Origin of the sequence: Actinoplanes sp. NPDC049599, from assembly GCF_044465625.1 — a bacterium.
In the GTDB taxonomy this organism is placed as follows: domain Bacteria; phylum Actinomycetota; class Actinomycetes; order Mycobacteriales; family Micromonosporaceae; genus Actinoplanes.
This window is the reverse complement of record NZ_JBITLX010000046.1, coordinates 21,257-39,427: the sequence shown is the minus strand read 5'-3', so window position 1 is coordinate 39,427 and position 18,171 is coordinate 21,257. Positions and strand designations below refer to the sequence as shown.

19 protein-coding genes are annotated in these 18,171 nt (G+C 71.7%); 7 read left to right on the top strand and 12 right to left on the bottom strand.

Translation table 11 applies throughout. The features are described from left to right. Positions 1–223: 223 nt before the first annotated feature. Positions 224–1,765, bottom strand: coding sequence for a Rieske 2Fe-2S domain-containing protein (locus tag ACIBQZ_RS41450; RefSeq protein WP_396094457.1), 1,542 nt, complete (start codon positions 1,763–1,765; stop codon positions 224–226). 138 nt (positions 1,766–1,903) lie between these two features. On the opposite strand from ACIBQZ_RS41450, the gene ACIBQZ_RS41445 reads away from it, so the two are divergent. Then, positions 1,904–2,131, top strand: a complete 228-nt coding sequence (locus ACIBQZ_RS41445; protein WP_396094446.1) for a DUF2631 domain-containing protein — start codon at positions 1,904–1,906, stop codon at positions 2,129–2,131. Between the two features lie 53 nt (positions 2,132–2,184). Here the strand turns inward: ACIBQZ_RS41445 and ACIBQZ_RS41440 are convergent, their stop codons facing one another. The 8 genes from ACIBQZ_RS41440 to ACIBQZ_RS41405 form a co-directional block, all read right to left on the bottom strand. Then, positions 2,185–3,219, bottom strand: a complete 1,035-nt coding sequence (locus ACIBQZ_RS41440; protein ID WP_396094445.1) for a DivIVA domain-containing protein — start codon at positions 3,217–3,219, stop codon at positions 2,185–2,187. A 40-nt stretch (positions 3,220–3,259) separates the two neighbouring features. Next, a complete protein-coding gene (gene rlmN / locus ACIBQZ_RS41435) occupies positions 3,260–4,438 on the bottom strand; it encodes a 23S rRNA (adenine(2503)-C(2))-methyltransferase RlmN (protein ID WP_396094444.1) in 1,179 nt (392 codons plus the stop codon). Positions 4,439–4,472: 34 nt separating this feature from the next. After that, positions 4,473–5,624: a phosphatidate cytidylyltransferase gene (locus ACIBQZ_RS41430; protein WP_396094443.1), complete on the bottom strand. Its 1,152-nt coding sequence runs from the start codon at positions 5,622–5,624 to the stop codon at positions 4,473–4,475. Further along, complete coding sequence (gene frr / locus ACIBQZ_RS41425; RefSeq protein ID WP_396094442.1) at positions 5,624–6,181, bottom strand: ribosome recycling factor; 558 nt, start codon at positions 6,179–6,181, stop codon at positions 5,624–5,626. Before frr ends, ACIBQZ_RS41430 begins: the two co-directional genes overlap by 1 nt. 58 nt (positions 6,182–6,239) lie before the next feature. After that, entirely contained in the window at positions 6,240–6,974 is a 735-nt protein-coding gene (gene pyrH / locus ACIBQZ_RS41420; protein ID WP_396094441.1) for a UMP kinase, read from the bottom strand. A 133-nt stretch (positions 6,975–7,107) separates the two neighbouring features. Continuing rightward, positions 7,108–7,938 (bottom strand): translation elongation factor Ts, encoded by an 831-nt coding sequence (gene tsf / locus ACIBQZ_RS41415; protein WP_396094440.1) that lies wholly within the window; start codon positions 7,936–7,938, stop codon positions 7,108–7,110. Positions 7,939–8,028: 90 nt separating this feature from the next. Then, positions 8,029–8,970, bottom strand: a complete 942-nt coding sequence (rpsB, locus tag ACIBQZ_RS41410) for a 30S ribosomal protein S2 (RefSeq protein ID WP_396094439.1) — start codon at positions 8,968–8,970, stop codon at positions 8,029–8,031. Positions 8,971–9,295: 325 nt separating this feature from the next. After that, a complete protein-coding gene (locus ACIBQZ_RS41405; RefSeq protein ID WP_396094438.1) occupies positions 9,296–10,054 on the bottom strand; it encodes a hypothetical protein in 759 nt (252 codons plus the stop codon). A 145-nt stretch (positions 10,055–10,199) separates the two neighbouring features. Between ACIBQZ_RS41405 and ACIBQZ_RS41400 the strand changes: the two genes are divergently transcribed. The 3 genes from ACIBQZ_RS41400 to dprA all read left to right on the top strand — a co-directional run bounded on the left by ACIBQZ_RS41400 (position 10,200) and on the right by dprA (position 13,469). Next, positions 10,200–10,559, top strand: coding sequence for a YraN family protein (locus ACIBQZ_RS41400; protein ID WP_396094437.1), 360 nt, complete (start codon positions 10,200–10,202; stop codon positions 10,557–10,559). Further along, positions 10,560–12,098 (top strand): YifB family Mg chelatase-like AAA ATPase, encoded by a 1,539-nt coding sequence (locus tag ACIBQZ_RS41395; protein ID WP_396094436.1) that lies wholly within the window; start codon positions 10,560–10,562, stop codon positions 12,096–12,098. A gap of 174 nt (positions 12,099–12,272) precedes the next feature. Beyond that, a complete protein-coding gene (gene dprA / locus ACIBQZ_RS41390; RefSeq protein ID WP_396094435.1) occupies positions 12,273–13,469 on the top strand; it encodes a DNA-processing protein DprA in 1,197 nt (398 codons plus the stop codon). A 20-nt stretch (positions 13,470–13,489) separates the two neighbouring features. On the opposite strand, the gene ACIBQZ_RS41385 is transcribed toward dprA, so the two are convergent. Both ACIBQZ_RS41385 and ACIBQZ_RS41380 read right to left on the bottom strand, forming a co-directional pair. Beyond that, positions 13,490–13,675 carry a DNA-binding protein gene (locus ACIBQZ_RS41385; RefSeq protein WP_396094456.1) on the bottom strand — a complete coding sequence of 62 codons (186 nt, stop codon included), beginning with the start codon at positions 13,673–13,675 and terminating at the stop codon, positions 13,490–13,492. Between the two features lie 457 nt (positions 13,676–14,132). Then, positions 14,133–14,948 (bottom strand): hypothetical protein, encoded by an 816-nt coding sequence (locus tag ACIBQZ_RS41380; RefSeq protein ID WP_396094434.1) that lies wholly within the window; start codon positions 14,946–14,948, stop codon positions 14,133–14,135. 735 nt (positions 14,949–15,683) lie between these two features. On the opposite strand from ACIBQZ_RS41380, the gene ACIBQZ_RS41375 reads away from it, so the two are divergent. Both ACIBQZ_RS41375 and ACIBQZ_RS41370 read left to right on the top strand, forming a co-directional pair. Then, positions 15,684–15,971 (top strand): hypothetical protein, encoded by a 288-nt coding sequence (locus ACIBQZ_RS41375; protein WP_396094433.1) that lies wholly within the window; start codon positions 15,684–15,686, stop codon positions 15,969–15,971. Between the two features lie 148 nt (positions 15,972–16,119). Continuing rightward, a complete protein-coding gene (locus ACIBQZ_RS41370) occupies positions 16,120–16,524 on the top strand; it encodes a GntR family transcriptional regulator (RefSeq protein WP_396094432.1) in 405 nt (134 codons plus the stop codon). Between the two features lie 138 nt (positions 16,525–16,662). Here the strand turns inward: ACIBQZ_RS41370 and ACIBQZ_RS41365 are convergent, their stop codons facing one another. After that, the gene (locus ACIBQZ_RS41365; protein ID WP_396094431.1) at positions 16,663–17,187 is read right to left on the bottom strand and encodes a DUF6636 domain-containing protein; all 525 of its coding nucleotides are present in this window, start codon (positions 17,185–17,187) and stop codon (positions 16,663–16,665) included. An 82-nt stretch (positions 17,188–17,269) separates the two neighbouring features. On the opposite strand from ACIBQZ_RS41365, the gene ACIBQZ_RS41360 reads away from it, so the two are divergent. After that, on the top strand, positions 17,270–18,148 hold the full coding sequence (locus tag ACIBQZ_RS41360; protein WP_396094455.1) for a tyrosine recombinase XerC: 879 nt from the start codon (positions 17,270–17,272) through the stop codon (positions 18,146–18,148). Positions 18,149–18,171 lie beyond the last annotated feature (23 nt).

Below are 18,171 nucleotides of genomic sequence, written 5' to 3'. Positions count from 1 at the left end.
AGGTTGCGGGGGTTGTGGCGGGGGGGCCCACAAAACCGGGGGGGGGGGGGGGGGGCCCCGGGGGGGGGGGCCCCGCGGGGGGGGGGGGGGGGCCCCCCCCCGCCCCCAAGCCCACCCTGCAACCACCCGGCAGCGAGCCGGATGACCATGCAACCAGCCTGCAATCGGCGGGAGCGACGGTCAGCACCATGCAACCAGGCACGACAAGAATTAGATCTTGATCCTAAGAAGCCGTCTTCTCCGCGCGGATCTTGTGGCCGACGCTGGTAAGGCACTTACCCGTCGGCAGGTCGAACTTCCAGCCGTGCAGCTGGCAGGTCAGGACATTCCCGTCCACGATGCCGAAGCGGCTCAGGTCTGCCTTCAGGTGCGGGCATCGGCGCTGCACCGTCCAGCCGCCCAGTTCGGTGTCCTCGGCGTCGACCGACTTCTCGTGCTCGTCGTACCAGCCTTCGGCGTACTGCAGGCGTTCCTCGGACAGGCACTTGAAGAACGCGTAGACGAACTCGTTGTACTGGCCGATCCGGGCCGCGGAGAAGCGGCAGCTCAGGAACAGCGAGTTTACCCAGTCACCCTCGTCGATGTAGATGAGGTGTTCGATCAGTTCGCGCTGGGTTTTGAAGCGGTAGCGGACCTTCTCGTCGGCGTACGGGCGGACCTGCTTGCCCGGGAAGTCGACCACGATCGACTCGACGGATTCGCCCTCGTAGGAGAGCAGGTCGAAGCGGACCGGGCCGCCGACGCCCTGGGCCAGGTAGATCGATTCTTCGAGCAGGGGTTCGATGCGCTTCTTCAGCTCGCCCAGCACGTCGATCTCCGGGTGCCGCCAGGAGGCCTTCTCGGCCGCGATGATCGGCGCCTTGCGCTCGCGCATCTCCTCGAGGTGGGCCTTCTTGTTCGCGAAGTACTCGTCGACCGGCGTGGGGTGGGTGGTGTCGATCGCCTCCGCCGAGAGCGTGGACACGCTGCCGGGGAGCAGCACGACCGCGTTGGTGCCGCCGACCTTCGCGTATTCGCTCAGGAAGACCGACTGGTCGGGGAAGATGTTGCCCTCGTCGCCGTGGATGTCGTTGAACTGCCACAGGTCGTCGTCCAGGAAGCACGGCGGGCCGGCGATCGGGAAGACGTGGTCGGCCTTCAGGTCGTCGATGTAGCGCCAGGTGCGGTCGAACTGGCGGTCGCGCTTCTGCTTGCCGAACGCCGTCTTGGCCGCCTGCGGCAGCTCGTAGACCATCGGGTACCAGATCGCGCCGGAGAACTGCAGCATGTGCGCGTGCACGTGGCCCAGCTCGGCGAAGACGGTCAGGTCCGTCGGGCGGGCGTCGTTCTGGTTGAGCACCCGGACGCCGTCGTGCTCCAGCCACAGCGACGAGTCGCCGATCGGGCCGTCGGTGGGGCTGATCAGCGCCTGGATCATCACCTTGAGGCCGCCGTCGAGCTCGTGCACCTCGTTGCTCTTGGTCTTGAGGAAGCTGGTGAAGCCGAGCGCGCGCAGCTCGTCCTCGAGCTGGCTGGTCGGGTATTCCGGCAGCAGCACCGTCGCCTTCTTGCTGACGAAGCGCTTCAGGTGCGCCGCGTCGAAGTGGTCGCGGTGCAGGTGGGAGACGTAGAGGTAGTCGACGTTCCCGAGCGTCTCCCAGTCCAGCTGGGAGTTGTCCGGGAACGGGAACCACGACGCGAAATACGCCGGGTTGACCCACGGGTCGCACAGAATGCTGCCCGCGGCCGTGTCGATCCGCATGCTCGCGTGGCCAGTGCCCGTGATCCGCACCGTTCAGCTCCCTCGGTCCACCAGATATCCGACGGCATCGAAGGTACCGGGTCCGGGTTGGTGGGCCGCGCGCGGAGCCGCCGTGCGAAACTGATCGGGTTGTCATCACCATCGTCGCAGGAGGTCCGAGTCGTGGCAGAAGAGCCGGTTTACGCCCCCGACCAGCTCAAGCCGGGCAACCGCAAGTGGGCCCGGATCGGCGCCATCGGCACCGCCGTGATCCTGCTGGCCATGCTCCTCGGCAACCACGAGGGCAACACCGAGAACGTCTGGCTCATCGGCACCGCGCTGCTGCTGGTCGGCTGGGTGCTGGCCGACGTCGTGCTGCGGCGCAACGGCCTCAAGCCCAACGACCAGTAGGCGCACGCAGAGAGGCCCGCTCCCGGCCGGGAGCGGGCCTTTTCCGTACGCGCTCAGCGCATGCGCAGCAGGATGTCCTTGACCTCGCGCAGGGCGGCGTCGACCTCGGCCTCGAAGTATCCACCCGGAACCAGCCCGAACTGCAGCGTGTCGAGCTCGTTCTCGGGCACGGGCATCGGGCCGCGGCCGGTCATCGCCTGCAGGATGCTCTCGAACAGCCGGTCCACCTGCACCGGGTCGTAGCCGCTGCCGAAGCGGCGCGGCTGGAACGTGCGGCGCAGCTGGTCCACCCTGTACAGCTCCGGGCTGCCGCCCTGGCCGCCACCCATCGGCGGGCCACCCATGGGCGGGCCGCTCATCGGGGGCGCGCTCATCGGGGACGGGCCGCCGAAGCCGCCGCGGTCCCGCTCGGGCATCCGGATCTCGGCCGTCATGTCGGTCTTGCCGTGCCGGCCCGGCTCGAAGCCGTCGTAGCTGCCCGTGTCGTAGCCGGAGGGGGCCGGGGGACGCTGCTGCTGCGGCTGCTGGCCGTAGCCGGTGGGCTCGTCGTAGCGGCCGTACGGGTCCGGAGCGGGCATCTGGGGGCGCTGCGGGAGCTGCTGCGGCTGCATCCGGTCGTCGCGGCCGTACGGGTCCTCGCGGCCGAACTGGGCGTACTGGTCGTCGCGGCCGTACTGGTCCTCGCGCGCGTACTGCCGGTCGTCGCGGACCGGGGCGGGCAGCCGCTCGGTCGGCGGCGCGGACCGGCCCAGCGCCTGGCTCATCCGGTCGCCCTGCATGCCGCCGCGCATCGGCTCGGGCTGCATCCGGTCCGGGGTCATCCGCGGGTCGGCGGACCGGCCACCGCGGTCCTCGAACTCGGCGAGCTGCCGCTCCACCCGGTCCAGGTGCAGGTCGACCTGCCACTCGTCGTAGCCGCCGAAGCGCACGCGGAAGACGACGTCGTGCACCTCCTGGGCACCGACGGGCGCGCCGGACTGCTCACCGGCCAGGGTCGCCTCGACCCGGTCCAGGAAAGCGTCGACCTCGTCGACCTTGTAACCGCGGCGCAGCGCGCGCCGCCGGAAACGCTGTCCCTGACTCGTCACAACGTCTCCCAAATCAGCGTCCGCAGGGAACTGAGCCCCGTCATCGTGCCACCTCCGCGTCGGCGACGGCGCCCCCAGCGTCCACCACCGTCAGCTCGCTTGCGGCCAATTGGCCGCATGCACCATCGATCTCCCGCCCCCGGGTGTCTCGGACCGTGGTCGCCACGCCCGCCTCGCGCAGCCGGCGGACGAACTCCCGCTCGACCGGCTTGGGGCTGGCGTCCCACTTGCTGCCCGGCGTCGGGTTGAGCGGGATGAGATTCACATGCGCCAGCTTGCCGTGCAGCAGCCTGCCGAGCAGGTCGGCACGCCAGGGCTGATCGTTTACGTCCCTGATCAGGGCGTATTCGATGGAGATCCGACGACCGGTCTGCGCCGCGTAGTCGAACGCGGCATCAAGCACCTCGGCCACCTTCCAACGCTGGTTGACGGGCACAAGCTCATCGCGCAGATCATCATCGGGGGCGTGCAGGGACAGCGCAAGAGTCACGGACAGCTCTTCGGCGATCAATCGCCGCATTGCGGGCACCAGGCCCACGGTGGAGACCGTGATGTGCCGTTGTGAGAGCCCCAGGCCCTCCGGTGCGGGGGCGACCAGCCGGCGCACGGCCGCGATCACCCGGGGGTAGTTGGCCAGCGGTTCGCCCATGCCCATGAACACGACCCGGGACAGCCGCGGCGGGGAACCGGTGACCGCGCCGGACGCCGCGACGCCCGCCAGATAGACGACCTGGTCGACGATCTCGGCGGTGGACAGGTTGCGGGTGAGGCCGGCCTGGCCGGTGGCGCAGAACGGGCAGGCCATGCCGCAGCCGGCCTGGCTGGACACGCACGCGGTGATCCGGTCGGGGTAGCCCATCAGGACGCTCTCGACCAGCGCGTTGTCGTGCAGTTTCCAGAGCGTCTTGCGGGTGGCGCCGTCGTCGCAGGCCATCTCCCGCTGCGGGGTGAGCAGCGTGGGCAGCAGGTCGCCGGCGAGCTTGGCGCGCGACGCCGCGGGCAGGTCGGTCATCGCGGCGGGGTCACGCACCAGCCGCCCGAAGTAGTGGGTGGACAGCTGCTGAGCGCGGAACGCGGGCTCACCGAGCTCGGCGACGGCCGCGCGGCGGCCGGCCAGGTCCAGGTCTGCGAGGTGGCGCGGCGGCATCGCGGGGCGACGACGGGTGAACACCGCGTCGGGGGTTTCGGGGCTGGTCGGGATGACCGGAAGAATCGTCATGGCGTAACCAGTCTCCCACGTCGCGCGCACATGCCTACCCCGGCGGCGCGATGAGTGAGAGCAGCAGGAACGCCGTCGGCACCGCGAACAGGATCGAGTCCAGCCGGTCCATCAGCCCGCCGTGGCCGGGCAGCAGGTTGCTCATGTCCTTGATGCCGATGTCGCGCTTGAGCATCGACTCCGCCAGATCGCCCAGCACGGCGACCACCGAGATCGCGGCGCCGAACAGCAGACCCCAGTGGAACGGGACGTCGAGCAGGAAGTACGCCAGCAGTGAGCTGCCGACGGCCGCCGCGGTGACCGAGCCGGCGAAGCCCTCCCAGGACTTCTTGGGGCTGATCGTGGGGGCCATCGGGTGCTTGCCGAAGAACACGCCGGCCGCGTAGCCACCGGTGTCCGAGAGCACCACCGCGAGCAGGGTGATGAGCACCCGGTAGTCGCCGTCGTCGGGCTTGGCCAGCAACACTCCGAAGCTGAGCAGGAACGGCACGTACACGGCGATGAGCGCGGTGGCCGCCAGATCCCTGGTGAGACCCGTGACACCGTCGGCCAGCCGCCACAGCAGAGTCGCCGCGACGGTGACCAACAGGCCGAGGATCAGCGCGTCGGTGCTGCCGTACCAGGCCAGCCCGGTCATCAGCACGCCGCCGGCGACCAGCGGGAGCAGCGGCGGGCGGGCGCCGGTGACCTTGAGCGCCCGGACCATCTCCCAGATGCCCAGCCCGGTGGCCAGGGCGATCACCCCGAGGAAGGCCTGCTTCCAGACGAACAGCGAGGCCAGGACGACCAGGATCATGCTGACGCCGACCGCGATGGCGGCGGGCAGGTTGCGGCCCGCCCGGCCGGCCGGCTTCACCGGTGGCTTCCCGTCGCGTCCGGCCCGGCGCCTACCCGGCCCACGCGATCCCTCCGCTTCGGCCGCGGTCAGCTCCCATTCCGCCTGGGAGGTCGAGGTGGCTGCCACCGGCGGATCCCAGGACGGCGGGGCGGGCGGCGGTCCGGGCGTGAAGGCGTTCCACACCGGGCCGGTCTCGGCCGCCTGCTGGGCGGCCTGCCGGCGGTGCGCCGCGTACGGGTCCGGCTCCTCGGCGGGCACGTCGAGGCCGTACGGGGCCGGGACGTCGGGTTGCCCGGACGCCCGGCCACCGGAAGGGGTCTGCCCACCGCGGGGCTCGAGGTACGACATCAGACCTCGAGCAGCTCTGCTTCCTTGTGCTTGACGAGCTCGTCGACCACTCCGACATAGCGGTGCGTGACGTCGTCGAGCTCCTTCTCGGCGCGGCGGCCGTCGTCCTCGCCGGCCTCGCCGTCCTTGACCAGCCGGTCCAGCTGCTCCTTGGCCTTGCGGCGCACGTTGCGGATCGCCACGCGCCCCTCCTCGGCCTTGTGCCGGGCCACCTTGATCATCTCGCGGCGCCGCTCCTCGGTCATCTGCGGCAGGTTGATGCGCAGCTGCGTACCCTCGTTGTTGGGGTTGACCCCGAGGTCCGAGTCGCGGATCGCCCGCTCGATCGGGCCCAGCTGGGACGCGTCGTACGGCTTCACGATCACCATGCGCGGCTCCGGCACACCGACCGAGGCCATCTGGGTGATCGGGGTGAGCGCACCGTAGTAGTCGACGACGATCTTGGAGAACATCGCCGGCGTGGCACGGCCCGTACGGATCGCGGCGAACTCCTCCTTGGCGTGCTCGACCGCGCTCTCCATCTTCTCTTCGGCCTCGAAGAGGGTCTCGTCGATCACCGCTCCGTCGCCTCCTTGTTTCTCCTGGTTGTTGCGAAAGTGTGGGGTAAGCGCGGGATCACGTGGTGATCAGGGTGCCGATCTTCTCGCCGCTGACGGCCCGGACGATCGTGTCGTCGCCCTGGGCGCCGAAGACGAGCATCGGCAGGCCGTTCTCCTCGCAGAGGCTGAACGCGGCCTGGTCGGCGACGCGCAGGCCCTGCTGGAGCACGCTGGCGAAGGTGATGTGGTCGATCTTGCGAGCGTCCGGGTCGGTGCGCGGGTCCGCGGTGTAGACGCCGTCGACGCCGTTCTTGCTCATCAGCACGAGGTCGGCGTGGATCTCCAGCGCGCGCTGCGCGGTGACCGTGTCGGTGGAGAAGTACGGCATCCCGGCGCCGGCGCCGAAGATCACGACGCGGCCCTTCTCGAGGTGCCGGATCGCGCGCAGCGGGATGTACGGCTCCGCGACCTGGGCCATCGTGATCGCGGTCTGCACCCGCGTCTCGATGCCCTCCTTCTCCAGGAAGTCCTGCAGGGCCAGGCAGTTCATGACCGTGCCCAGCATGCCCATGTAGTCGGCGCGGTTCCGGTCCATGCCGCGCTTCTGCAGCTCGGCGCCGCGGAAGAAGTTGCCGCCACCGACGACAACCGCGATCTGCACGCCGCGCCGGGTGGCCGTGGCGATCTGCCGGGCGATGCCCTGCACGACGTCGGGGTCGACACCGACCGCACCGCCGCCGAAGACCTCGCCGGAGAGCTTCAGCACCACCCGCCGGGGCCGCTCGGCCCGGGACGTCGCGACCTCGTCCATTACGACAGTCTGCTCGGTCACCATCGTCATGCCGGTCCGCCCTTTCCTTCGCTAACCCGAGACCCTATGTGACGGGGAGGCCGGGCGCTGTGTCGCGTCCCGGCCTCCCGCGCAGTGCGCTGATTTGCCTGGATTACTCCTGGCCGACCTCGAACCGGACGAAGCGGGTGACCTCGATGCCGGAATCGGCGGCGACCTGCTTGACGGTCTTCTTGTTGTCGGTGACCGACGGCTGCTCCAGCAGGACGAAGTCCTTGAAGAAGGAGTTCACCCGGCCTTCGACGATCTTGGACAGCGCCTGCTCGGGCTTGCCCTCCTCGCGCGCGGTCTGCTCGGCGATGCGGCGCTCCGACTCGACGGTCTCGGCGGGCACCTCGTCGCGGGTGAGGTACTTCGGCCGCATGGCGGCGATCTGCATGCCGATCGCGCGGGCGTCGTCGTCGCCGGCCTCGTCGGTCTTGCCCGTGTACTCGACCAGCACGCCGACCTGCGGCGGCAGGTCCTGCGCCTTGCGGTGCAGGTAGACCGCGACGGTGCCGTCGAGGATGGCGAAGCGGTTCAGCACGATCTTCTCGCCGATCTTGGCGGAGAATTCCTGGATCACGTCGGCGACGGCGCGGCCGTCGGCGAGCGTGGCGGCCAGCAGCGCGGCGGCGTCGGCCAGCTTGGCCTGCTCGCCGTGCTCCACCAGGGTCTGGCCCAGCGCGACGAAGTCGGGGGTCTTGGCGACGAAGTCGGTCTCGCAGTTGAGCTCGAGCAGCGCCTTGCCGGAGTGGGCGACGATGCCGTTGGCGGCGGTCCGGCCGGCCCGCTTGCCGACGTCCTTCGCACCCTTGATGCGCAGGAACTCGACGGCCTGGTCGAAGTCACCGTCCGACTCGTCGAGCGCCTTCTTGCAGTCCATCATGCCGGCGCCGGTGAGGTCGCGGAGCTTCTTCACGTCCGCGGCGGTGTAGTTGGCCATGACTCTCTCTCGATGCTTGAGGTCCGGGGTCTTCCGGGGGCCGGCCGCCGCGAGCGGCGGCCGGCTTCCTTCGGGTTGGTGCTCCGCTTGTTACTCGGCGGCGGCGGCGACGGGCTCGGCGGCCTTGGCCTCGGCGGCCGGGGCCTCGGCGGGCTTCTCGGCGGCCGGCTCGGCGGCGGCCGGAGCGGCAGCAGCGGCCGGAGCAGCAGCAGCGGCGGGCTCGGCGTCGGTCGCCTTCTTGTCGGCGCCCTCGTAGAGGTCGCGCTCCCACTCGGGCAGCGGCTCGCCGGCGGCGACGGTGCCCGGCTCGGGCTTGTCGTCGGCGTTGCCGCGGTTGCGGCCGGAGCGCTTGATCAGACCGTCCGCGACGGCGGCGGCGATGACCTTGGTCAGCAGCTCGGCCGAGCGGATCGCGTCGTCGTTGCCCGGGATCGGGAAGTCGACCTCGTCGGGGTCACAGTTGGTGTCCAGCACCGCGATGACCGGGATGCCCAGCTTGCGGGCCTCGTCGACGGCGATGTGCTCCTTCTTGGTGTCGACGACCCAGATCGCCGACGGCACCTTCGTCATGTCCCGCAGACCGCCGAGGGTCTTGGTGAGCTTGGTCTGCTCACGGAACAGCTGCAGGGTCTCCTTCTTGGTGTAGCCGGCGGCGGTGCCCGTCAGGTCACCGATCGCCTCGAGCTCCTTCATGCGCTGGAGCCGCTTGTACACCGTCTGGAAGTTGGTCAGCATGCCACCGAGCCAGCGGTGGTTGACGTACGGCTGGCCGACGCGGGTGGCGTGCTCCGCGATCGCTTCCTGAGCCTGCTTCTTGGTGCCGACGAAGAGGATGTGGCCACCCTCGGCGACGGTGTCCCGGACGTACGCGTAGGCCTTCTCGATGTACTCGAGGGTCTGGCGCAGGTCGATGATGTAGATACCGTTGCGCTCGGTGAAGATGAAGCGCTTCATCTTCGGGTTCCAGCGCCGGGTCTGGTGCCCGAAGTGGACACCGCTCTCCAGCAGCTGACGCATGGTCACGACGGCCATGGTGAATTGCTCCCTGTTATTCCCTGGTTGTCACGCTCACCGGCGGTGGGCGTCCTGGCGCCCGGTCGCCGGCCCAGGTGGGGCCCGAAGAAGATCGGGACCAGGGAGGGCCGTCGCTGACTGCTCATGATTCCGGCCGGCAGGGTGCTGCCGACAAGGGATCAACCATGGCTCGTGCAGAGGGCGCGCGAGGTCGACCGCACGAGGCGGTCGCCGGAACCCAGCATACGCCGTTCCCGGCGCCGCCCGCTTCCGGGCGGTCGCCCGCCGGGTTCTGGGGCGTTTGTCGCTTTGCGCGCTCCCCGGGCCGGTGCCGGCCGGTCGCTTACGCGACACCCAGGCCGGCGGCCAGCAGCAGGACAAGACCGATCGGGAGGTACGCCAGCGGCGGGCGCAACCAGGCGTCGCGTGCCCCGGTACGGCCGGCACCGGCGAGCGAGTACAGCCCGAAGCCGGTGAGCGGCAGCCCGAGGGTGAGCAGCACCGCGGGCACCACGCCGCGGGCTGTCAGATCGTCGACGAAGACGGCCTGGATCAGCAGCAGCACCGCCGGGATGAAAAGGACGACGGTGACAACCGCGAAGAGCACGGCGGAAACCGGACGGCCGGACCGGTAGACCGCGTCGGCGCCGGACCGGCCGCCGGCCAGCGGGACCATGCCGGGGGGGTCGTTGTAGCCGGCACCCGGCGGCTCCGGCGGGAGGCCGGCCACCCCGGAGCCGTACGTCGTGGTCGTGGTGACCGTGGAGACGGCGGGCTCGGCGGCGCCGCTCGGCCGGACCGCCGGATACTCCGGGCCGCGGACCGGGATCCGGATCGAGCCGGAGTCGGCGGACGACAGGGCGTGGCTGCCGGAGGTGGTCACCGGATCGGGTGACGCGTAACCGGACGGCGGGGCCGAGTAGGGGTCCGCGCTGCGCTGGTCCGGCAGCCGGAACGCGCCACTCGGGCGCTCGTGCACCGCCGAGTCGTAGGGGTTGGCACCCGGCGCCGGAGCTGCGTACGACGTCGGGGCGTCGGGCGCTCGCTGTCCGGTGTACCAGCTGGGTTCCGGCTCTTCGGCGTACCGGCGATGTCCTTCCACGATTTCGCACCGTAGGTGACTCGGGGTCGGGATGCCACCGCTGAGCCCGTATCAGCTACTCACCATGACGCTGCGGTTATCCACAATCGCGCTCCGTCCACAGCCTGCGCCCCGGACGAGCCCCGGAGGCGCGACGGTGGCCGGCATGACGACGCAGCGAAGGGCGGTCGGCGCGTACGGCGAACGACTGGCCGAGCGACACCTGTGCGACCAGGGTCTGGTGGTGCTCGCCCGCAACTGGCGGTGCGCGGAGGGCGAGATCGACCTGATCCTGCGCGACGGCGACGACGTGGTGTTCTGCGAGGTGAAGACCCGCCGCGGCGACCGCTTCGGCACGCCGGCCGAGGCGATCCGCCCGGCCAAGGTCCGCCGCCTGCGCCGGCTGGCGGCGCGCTGGCTGGAGCAGACCCCGGTACGCCCCCGCGAGGTCCGCTTCGACGTGGTGGCGGTGCTCCCCCAGCCCCGCGGGGCGACCGTGGTCGAGCACACCCGGGCGGCGTTCTAGATGAGCTACGCGCGGGTGCTGTGCGTCGGGCTGGTCGGCGTCGAGGGCCACCTGGTCGAGGTGGAGGCCGACCTGTCCCCCGGGCTGCCGGCGGTGGTGCTCACCGGCCTGCCGGACACGGCGCTGCACGAGGCCCGCGACCGGGTCCGGGCCGCGGTGGTCAACTCGGGCCAGGCCTGGCCGAACAGGCGGATCACCGTGAACCTGTTACCGGCCACGGTGCCCAAGCACGGCAGCGCTTTCGACGTGGCCATCGCGTGCGCGCTGCTGGCCGGCGCGGGTGAGCTGCCGGTCGCGCCGTTGGAGGGCGTGGTGGTGCTGGGCGAGCTCGGTCTGGACGGCGCGATCCGGCCGATCCGCGGGGTGCTGCCGATGGTGGCGGCCGCGGCGCGGGCGGGAATCCGCCGGGTGATCGTGCCGCTGGGCAACGCCCGCGAGGCCACGGTGGTGCCCGGCATCACGGTGCGCGGGGTGGACTCGCTGCACCGGCTGGTCGCGTACGTCCGCGGCGAGGACAGCCTGCTGGAGCCGCCACCCGCGCTCCCGCCACCGCCGGCCGCCGGCCCGGACCTGGCCGACGTCGCCGGCCAGGAGCTGGGCCGGTACGCCCTCGAGGTGGCCGCGGCGGGCGGGCACCACCTCGCGCTGATGGGCCCGCCGGGCGCCGGCAAGACCATGCTGGCCGAACGCCTGCCGTCGATCCTGCCGGAACTGGACGACACGTCGGCGCTGGAAGTGACGGCCCTGCAGTCGATCGCCGGCGTCCTGCCCCCGGACGGCGGCCTGGTACGCCGCCCGCCGTTCCAGGCTCCGCACCACAGCGCGAGCCTGGCGGCGCTGGTGGGCGGCGGCTCGGGACTGGCGAGACCGGGCGCGCTCTCGCTGGCCCACCGCGGGGTGCTGTTCCTGGACGAGGCGCCGGAATTCGCCAACGCGACGCTGCAGGCACTGCGGCAGCCGCTGGAGAGCGGCCGGGTGCTGCTGGCCCGGGCCCGGGGCAACACGGAGTATCCGGCCCGCGTGCAGGTGGTGCTGGCGGCGAACCCGTGCCCGTGCGCAAACCCGGCCGGCGACCAGTTCTGCGAATGCACGGCCACGGCCCGGCGGCGTTATCTGGCCCGGCTGTCGGGCCCGCTGCTGGACCGGATCGACATCCAGATCCGGATCCAGCCGCTGGGCGCGGCCCAGCTGATGACCGCGACGGCGCCCGCCGAGCCGTCGGCGGTGGTGGCGCGGCGGGTGGCCGAGGCACGCGCGGCGGCGGCGGAACGCTGGTCCCCGGCGGGATGGCGGGTGAACGCGGACGTGCCGGGGCCGCACCTGCGGCGGCCGCCGTGGCGGTTGGCGGCCCGGGACACGGCGGCGTTGCGGGTGGGGCTGGACCGGGGGGCGCTGTCGGCGCGGGGCTTCGACCGGATCCTGCGGCTGGCCTGGTCCATTGCGGACCTGGACGGGCGGGAACGGCCGACGGGCTCGGACGTCCACGAGGCGGCACAACTACGGATGGGAGAGGCCCATGATCAACGAGACCAGGAATGACCGGCAGACGCCGTCTTCGAGCTCGCCGCCGGCAGATGCGGACGCCTCGGAGGGTTCGGATGCGAAGGTGATCTGGCTGCGGCCGGGGAGGCGGCGCCGGCGACGGGGGCGGCGGCCGTGGGTGGTTCGCGCCCTGCCGGGTCCCCCTGGTGATAACGACGGCGGGTGGGTCGCATGAACGGCGCACGCCCCGGCGACCAACCCGACCGGATGGCGCGGGTGGCGCTGACCTGGCTCGCCGAGCCGGGCAACCGGGCCGTCTGGCAGCTGGTGCGGGCCGACGGCGCCGCGGCCACCCTGGACCGGCTGCTGGGCGGGGACATCCCCGATCCGACGCTGCGCGGGGCCGTCATCGCCAAGGCGGCCACCGGCGACCCCCGACGCCTGGCCGAGGCCGCACTCCAGCGGGCGGACCGCCTCGGCGCCCGGATCGTGGTCCCCGCCGACCCGGAGTGGCCCACCGGCGTGGAATCGCTGAGCACGCTCGAACTCGACGCCGCCGGCCGGATCAACCACGACGTCCGGCCCCCGCTGTGTCTGTGGGTCCGGGGCGGGCGGCGGCTGGACGAGGCGTTCGCCCGTTCGGTGGCAGTGGTCGGCGCCCGCGCCGCGACCGCCTACGGCGTGCACGTGACGAACGAGCTGGCGTTCGGGCTGGCGGAGTGCGGGTGGACGGTCGTGTCCGGCGGCGCGTTCGGCATCGACGCGGCGGCGCATCGGGCGGCGCTGACGGCGGGCGGGCTGACGGTCGCCGTGCTGGCGTGCGGGGTCGACCGGCCTTACCCGACCGGCAACGCCGCCCTGTTCGAGCAGATCGCCGAGAGCGGCCTGCTGATGAGCGAGTGGCCGCCGGGCTCGGAGCCGCTGCGGCACCGGTTCCTGATCCGCAACCGGGTCATCGCGGCGGCAACAACGGGAACGGTGATCGTCGAGGCGGCGGCCCGCAGCGGCGCGGTGCAGACGCTGAGCAGAACGGTCGCGCTGGGCCGGCGGGCGATGGTGGTGCCGGGCCCGGTGACGTCGGCGATGTCGGTGGGCTGCCACGAGCTGCTCCGCCGGCATCCCGAGACGGTCGTCGTGACGGGCACGGCGCAGGTGCTCGAGGAGGTGGGCCGGATCGGCGAGTACCTGGCGGAGATCCCCCGGGGCCGGGGCCACGTCCGGGACGACCTGGACGAGGACTCGGCGCTGATCCTGGAGGCGATGCCCCGCCGGGGAGCGATCGGACCGGAGCAGCTGGCGGCGAAGGCGGGGCTGGGCGTACGCACGGTCCTGCGCCGGCTGTCGCTGCTGGAGCTGGCCGGCCTGGTGGTACGCCGGCACGACGGTGTCACGCTGGCCGCCCCGACCGGAAAGTCCGTACCGCGATGAGTCCGGACTGGACGGTGAGGTCAGGCCTCGGTGTCGTCGAGGTCGCGGCGATGGGCCTTCATCCAGGCCTCGACGTCATCGGTCGCCCACACCTTGCCCTGGGCAAGATCGGCGACGGGCGCGGGGAAGTCCGCCCTGCTGGTGATCTGGTAGGCACGCTGCCGGCTGACCCCGCCGAGGCGGACCCGGATCTCGTGCGCACCCATCAGTCGGATCGGCTTGGTTGCCACATGATCGACCGTAGACTCATGACTATTAGTCATGGGTCAACTTCGCAAAGGACAGCTAGTCTCTCGTCAACTACGGTGTTCGCATGACTATCCCTCGCAAGCGGCGCCTGGAACCGGTCCCGCACGAGCCGTCCCACAGACGCGTCTGGCGTTCGCTGTGGCGCCGCTGCTCGTGCGGGCTCCCGGCACCATGCGTGGATCGCCTGGTCCCGGCGCCGCGCCTCCCCTTCCCGGCGTACCGGACCGCGGCCACCCCGGCCGACCCACCGTCCCGGTTCGGCCCCGAGCCCGCGCCGGCCACCGGGGGCCGGCACCAGACACGGTGGACGGCGGCCGGATTCCCTGATCCGGCACCGCCGGCCAGTCGGTTCGGCACCGGGGCAACGGACGCCCACGACTGGCCGAACAGCTCGTCCCCGTCCATCCCATCGCACTATCCACCGCGGCCGAGCGACCATGCGTACCCGGTCGACGGGCCGATCCGCAGCAGCGCGGCCTGGCCGACGGGCGAGGTCGACACCACCAGCCGAACAGGCGCACCGACACGCGGCACAGCCGGTTGCTGCGGCTCACCCTGGGAGCGGGACGCGGCCTGCATGACCGACGATGCCTGGCGAGCCAACGGCCGGAGCCCGCGCCACACAAGCGAAACCACCAGCTGGCCACGATGTCTGGTGAATGCGGACGACGAGGTGTACCCAGCGAGAAACGCAGGCGGCGAGACCTGGCTGACTGACGCCGAGCGCATGAACAGCCCCGGCGACTTCCCGATGCAGACCAACAACGGCAGCGAGCGGGATCCGGCGCGCACAGCCGACCCCGGCACCATCCCCAGACAGGCCAAAGCCGGCAGCCAGCGGCACGCCGAACGCATGAACAGCCCCGGCGGCGCCTCCACACAGACCAGGGCCGGCAGCGAGCGAGACCCGACGCGCGCGACCCGGCCGGGCGCCGTCCCGAGACAGGTCAGCGCCGGCAGCCAATGGAATGCGGCGGATACCGCACCCGACAACCCCACCGGGCCGGCCTGGTGGGCCGGCCCGGACGACCCGAGCAGCACAGCCTGGTGGGCCGGCACGGACCATCCGTACAGCGCTGCTTGGCGATCCGGCACGGACCATCCGACCAGCACAGCCTGGTGGGCCGGCACGGACCATCCGAACAGCACAGCCTGGCGACCCGGTGCGAACAGCATGCGAAGCGCGGGCATGATCGACGACCCCGGCAGTGCGGCCTGGCGGACCACCAAGGACCCGCCGAACCCTTGGACGATTCCTGCCGCCTGGCCGACAATCCAAGCCGCCGCGAGACCCCGAGCCTGGCCGCCGAGAAACGCCGCAGCCGATTGCGAACGCTGTCCGAGCGAACCCGGCGCGGAGAACGGACTCGGTGCGGAGAACGGAATCGGCGCACAGAGCGAACTCCGGCCATGCCCAGCCCTCATGCGGGACAAGGTCCGGACGCCCGGAGAAGGCATCGCACGAGACGGCCCGTGGCCAACCCGCGAGGCGCGAGGCGCAGCATGGCCCACGCTCGAACCCGCAGCGACGGCACACAATCGGCCACCCCCAGGGGCCACACCACAGGACCCACCATGGCCCCCGCGCCAAGCCGAAACCAGCAACGACAAGGCATGGCCGAGCAGCCGGCCAAGCCCGCCCGACGAACCCTGGCCACACAGCCGAACAAGCGCAAAAGGCGACCCCTGGCCGCCCAGCGAAGGCGCCGCAAGAGACGGACCATGGCCGGCCGACCCGGTCAACAACCCCGAGCCCGGCGACACACCGCCACCCGGGATGCACGGCGCAGCCCGGCCGAGCAACACCGACAACCCACCCGCCCCCGTCAGCCCGCAGCCGGAACCCGGCAGCGGCCGGCAGGTTCACTCACCCGCGTGGGACGCGCCGACCGTGCAGCTGTTCCAGGTCGGGCGGGCCGGCGATCTCACTCCCGCCCAGGCGTACCGGGCAGGTCGGGGCCGCTCATGGTGACCGTTCGGCAGGAGGCGCAGCATCTCGGCGACCGGCCCTCGTGGGATTGCCTGGCCTGTACCCAACCCTGGCCGTGCGCTCATGCGAAGGACGAGTTGCTCAACGAGTTCCGGCGGTTTCCGTCGAGCTTGACGATCTACATGTCGTCGTTCCTGTGTGAGGCGCTGAACGATCTCACCGCACATGGTGAGGCGCCGCCGCCCGATCTGTACGAGCGGTTCCTCTCCTGGGTGCGGCCGAGCACCGCCGGTCTCCCCGCCGGGGAGCAGGACGACCCGTAACAACAGCAGGGAAGAGGCAGACGGCGGCAGGGGCCTCCACGGACCGCCGACCACCCGCCGTCGCCTCGTACCCGCTGCACTTTTCCGTGCCTATGTTGGTTTGTCAGTACAGTGGGATGGAGCATCGTGGACACGTACCGTAAAGGTCATGATCGATCCTTCGGCCGACCGTGCGGTCTTCCGCCAGCTCGCCGATCTGCTGCGCGATCGGATCGCGTCGGGCGAGCTCGCTCCGGGTGAGCCGCTCCCCAGCGAGCTGCGGCTCGCCCAGGAGTACGGGATCAGCCGCACCACCGTGCGCCAGGCCATCGGTCAGCTGCGCATCGAGGGCCTGGTGACCGTCGACCGCCCCCGCGGGACCTTCGTCCGCGTCCCGGAACCGACCGAGGTCATCACCCTGGGGCGCGGCGAATCCGTGGGCGCCCGCATGCCGACCGACGCCGAGCGTCGCGCCCTCCGGCTGGGCGAGGGCGTGCCGGTGCTGGTGATCACGGCCGCCGACGGCACCAAGACGGTGCACCCGGCGGACCGGGTGCGGCTGACCCGCCCCTGAGCGCCCCGCTACCTCAGGACCCGGCGTCGGCTGCCCCGAACCGGTTCCAGGACTTGATCACCAGGTGGTCCTCCGTCACATCGATGCGGAAGCGGCCCGCTCCCAGCACCGATGCGCCGCCCTGCGCCCTGGGAGCGCTCAGAAAAGGTTGTACTGCCCGGTCGACAGCGTGAAGCCGTGGCCGGACTCGGTGTTCTCACAGCGCATCGCTTTTCGATCACTGCTGCAGGTGAAATCCCCGGCGCGCAGAGACTTGCCGTACGCCAGCTTGTCCTTGCCGCCCAGCACCGTGTCGCCGGCGCAGGTGAACCTTGCCTCGTCCGTCCGGGAGACCGACAGCCCGGCGCCCCAGTCCAGGTCGCAGTCGGCCGGTGCCGGTGGGGGCTGCCAGTCCTTCCGGATGATGTCGCAGCGTGCCCCCGACTTGTCCAGGTAGCAGCCGATGTTTCCGGACGGCGACACGAAGCTGGCCTCGCCGACCTCCGTGGGCGGCGCCGGCGTGGTGGGTGCGGGCGACGGGGCGTCGCCGAGGGCCGCGCTCGTGGCCGTCGGCGCCGTGGTCTGCCGGGGATCGGGCGCGTCCGGCGACGCCGAGCATGCCGCCAGCATCGCGGTCAGCGTGATCGCTCCGCACAGCCCGGCCCATCCGCGCACTGCTGCCATGAGACCCCCAAAGGCGGAATGATAGGGGCGTGGAGCAACAACAGTGAGCACCCGCGACGTCCACGAGGCGCTGCCGCCCGCGATGCGCGCCGCGGTTGACGACTTCGCGGTGCATCTCGCGCGGGTCGACAACCGCTCCGCGCACACCGTGCGGGCCTATGTCGGTGACGTCGTCTCGCTGCTCGCGCACGCGGCGGACGCCGGTTGTGCCGCCCCCGGCGACCTGGACATCACGGTGCTGCGCGGGTGGCTGGCGCAGCGGATGACCGGTGGCGCCGCGCGTACCTCGCAGGCTCGGCGCGCGGCCGCGGCCCGCACCTTCACCGCTTGGGCGCACCGGTCCGGGCTCTGTCCGGCGGATGCCGGCGCGCAGCTGGCCAGCCCACGGGCACACCGCGACCTGCCGTCGGTGTTGCGCGCCGATCAGGCGGCGGACCTGGTCGTCACCACGGCCGACCCCCATGCGGCACGCGACCGAGCCGTCCTCGAGCTGCTCTACGCCACGGGCGTACGGGTCAGCGAGCTCTGCGGCCTGGACACCGCCGACCTCGACGAGGGGCGCCGGGTGGTCCGCGTCTTCGGCAAGGGCGCCAAGGAGCGCGTGGTCCCCTACGGCCTCCCCGCCCAGCGGGCGCTCGACGATTGGCTGCGGCACGGCCGCCCGGGTCTCGCCGGAGCGGCCAGCGGCGACGCCCTCTTCCTGGGTGCGCGTGGCGGCCGGCTGCAGCAGACCGTGGTGCGGCGGATCGTGGCCGCCGCCGCCCAGGCCGCGGGCCTGCCGCACACCAGCCCGCACGACCTGCGCCATTCGGCGGCCACGCACCTGCTGGACGGCGGCGCCGACCTGCGCGCGGTTCAGGACCTGCTCGGCCATTCCTCGCTGTCGAGCACCCAGATCTACACCCACGTCTCCACCGAGCGCCTGCGCGCCGCCTTCAGGCAGGCCCACCCCCGGGCCTGACCGACTGCCACCCCCGCCCGGCC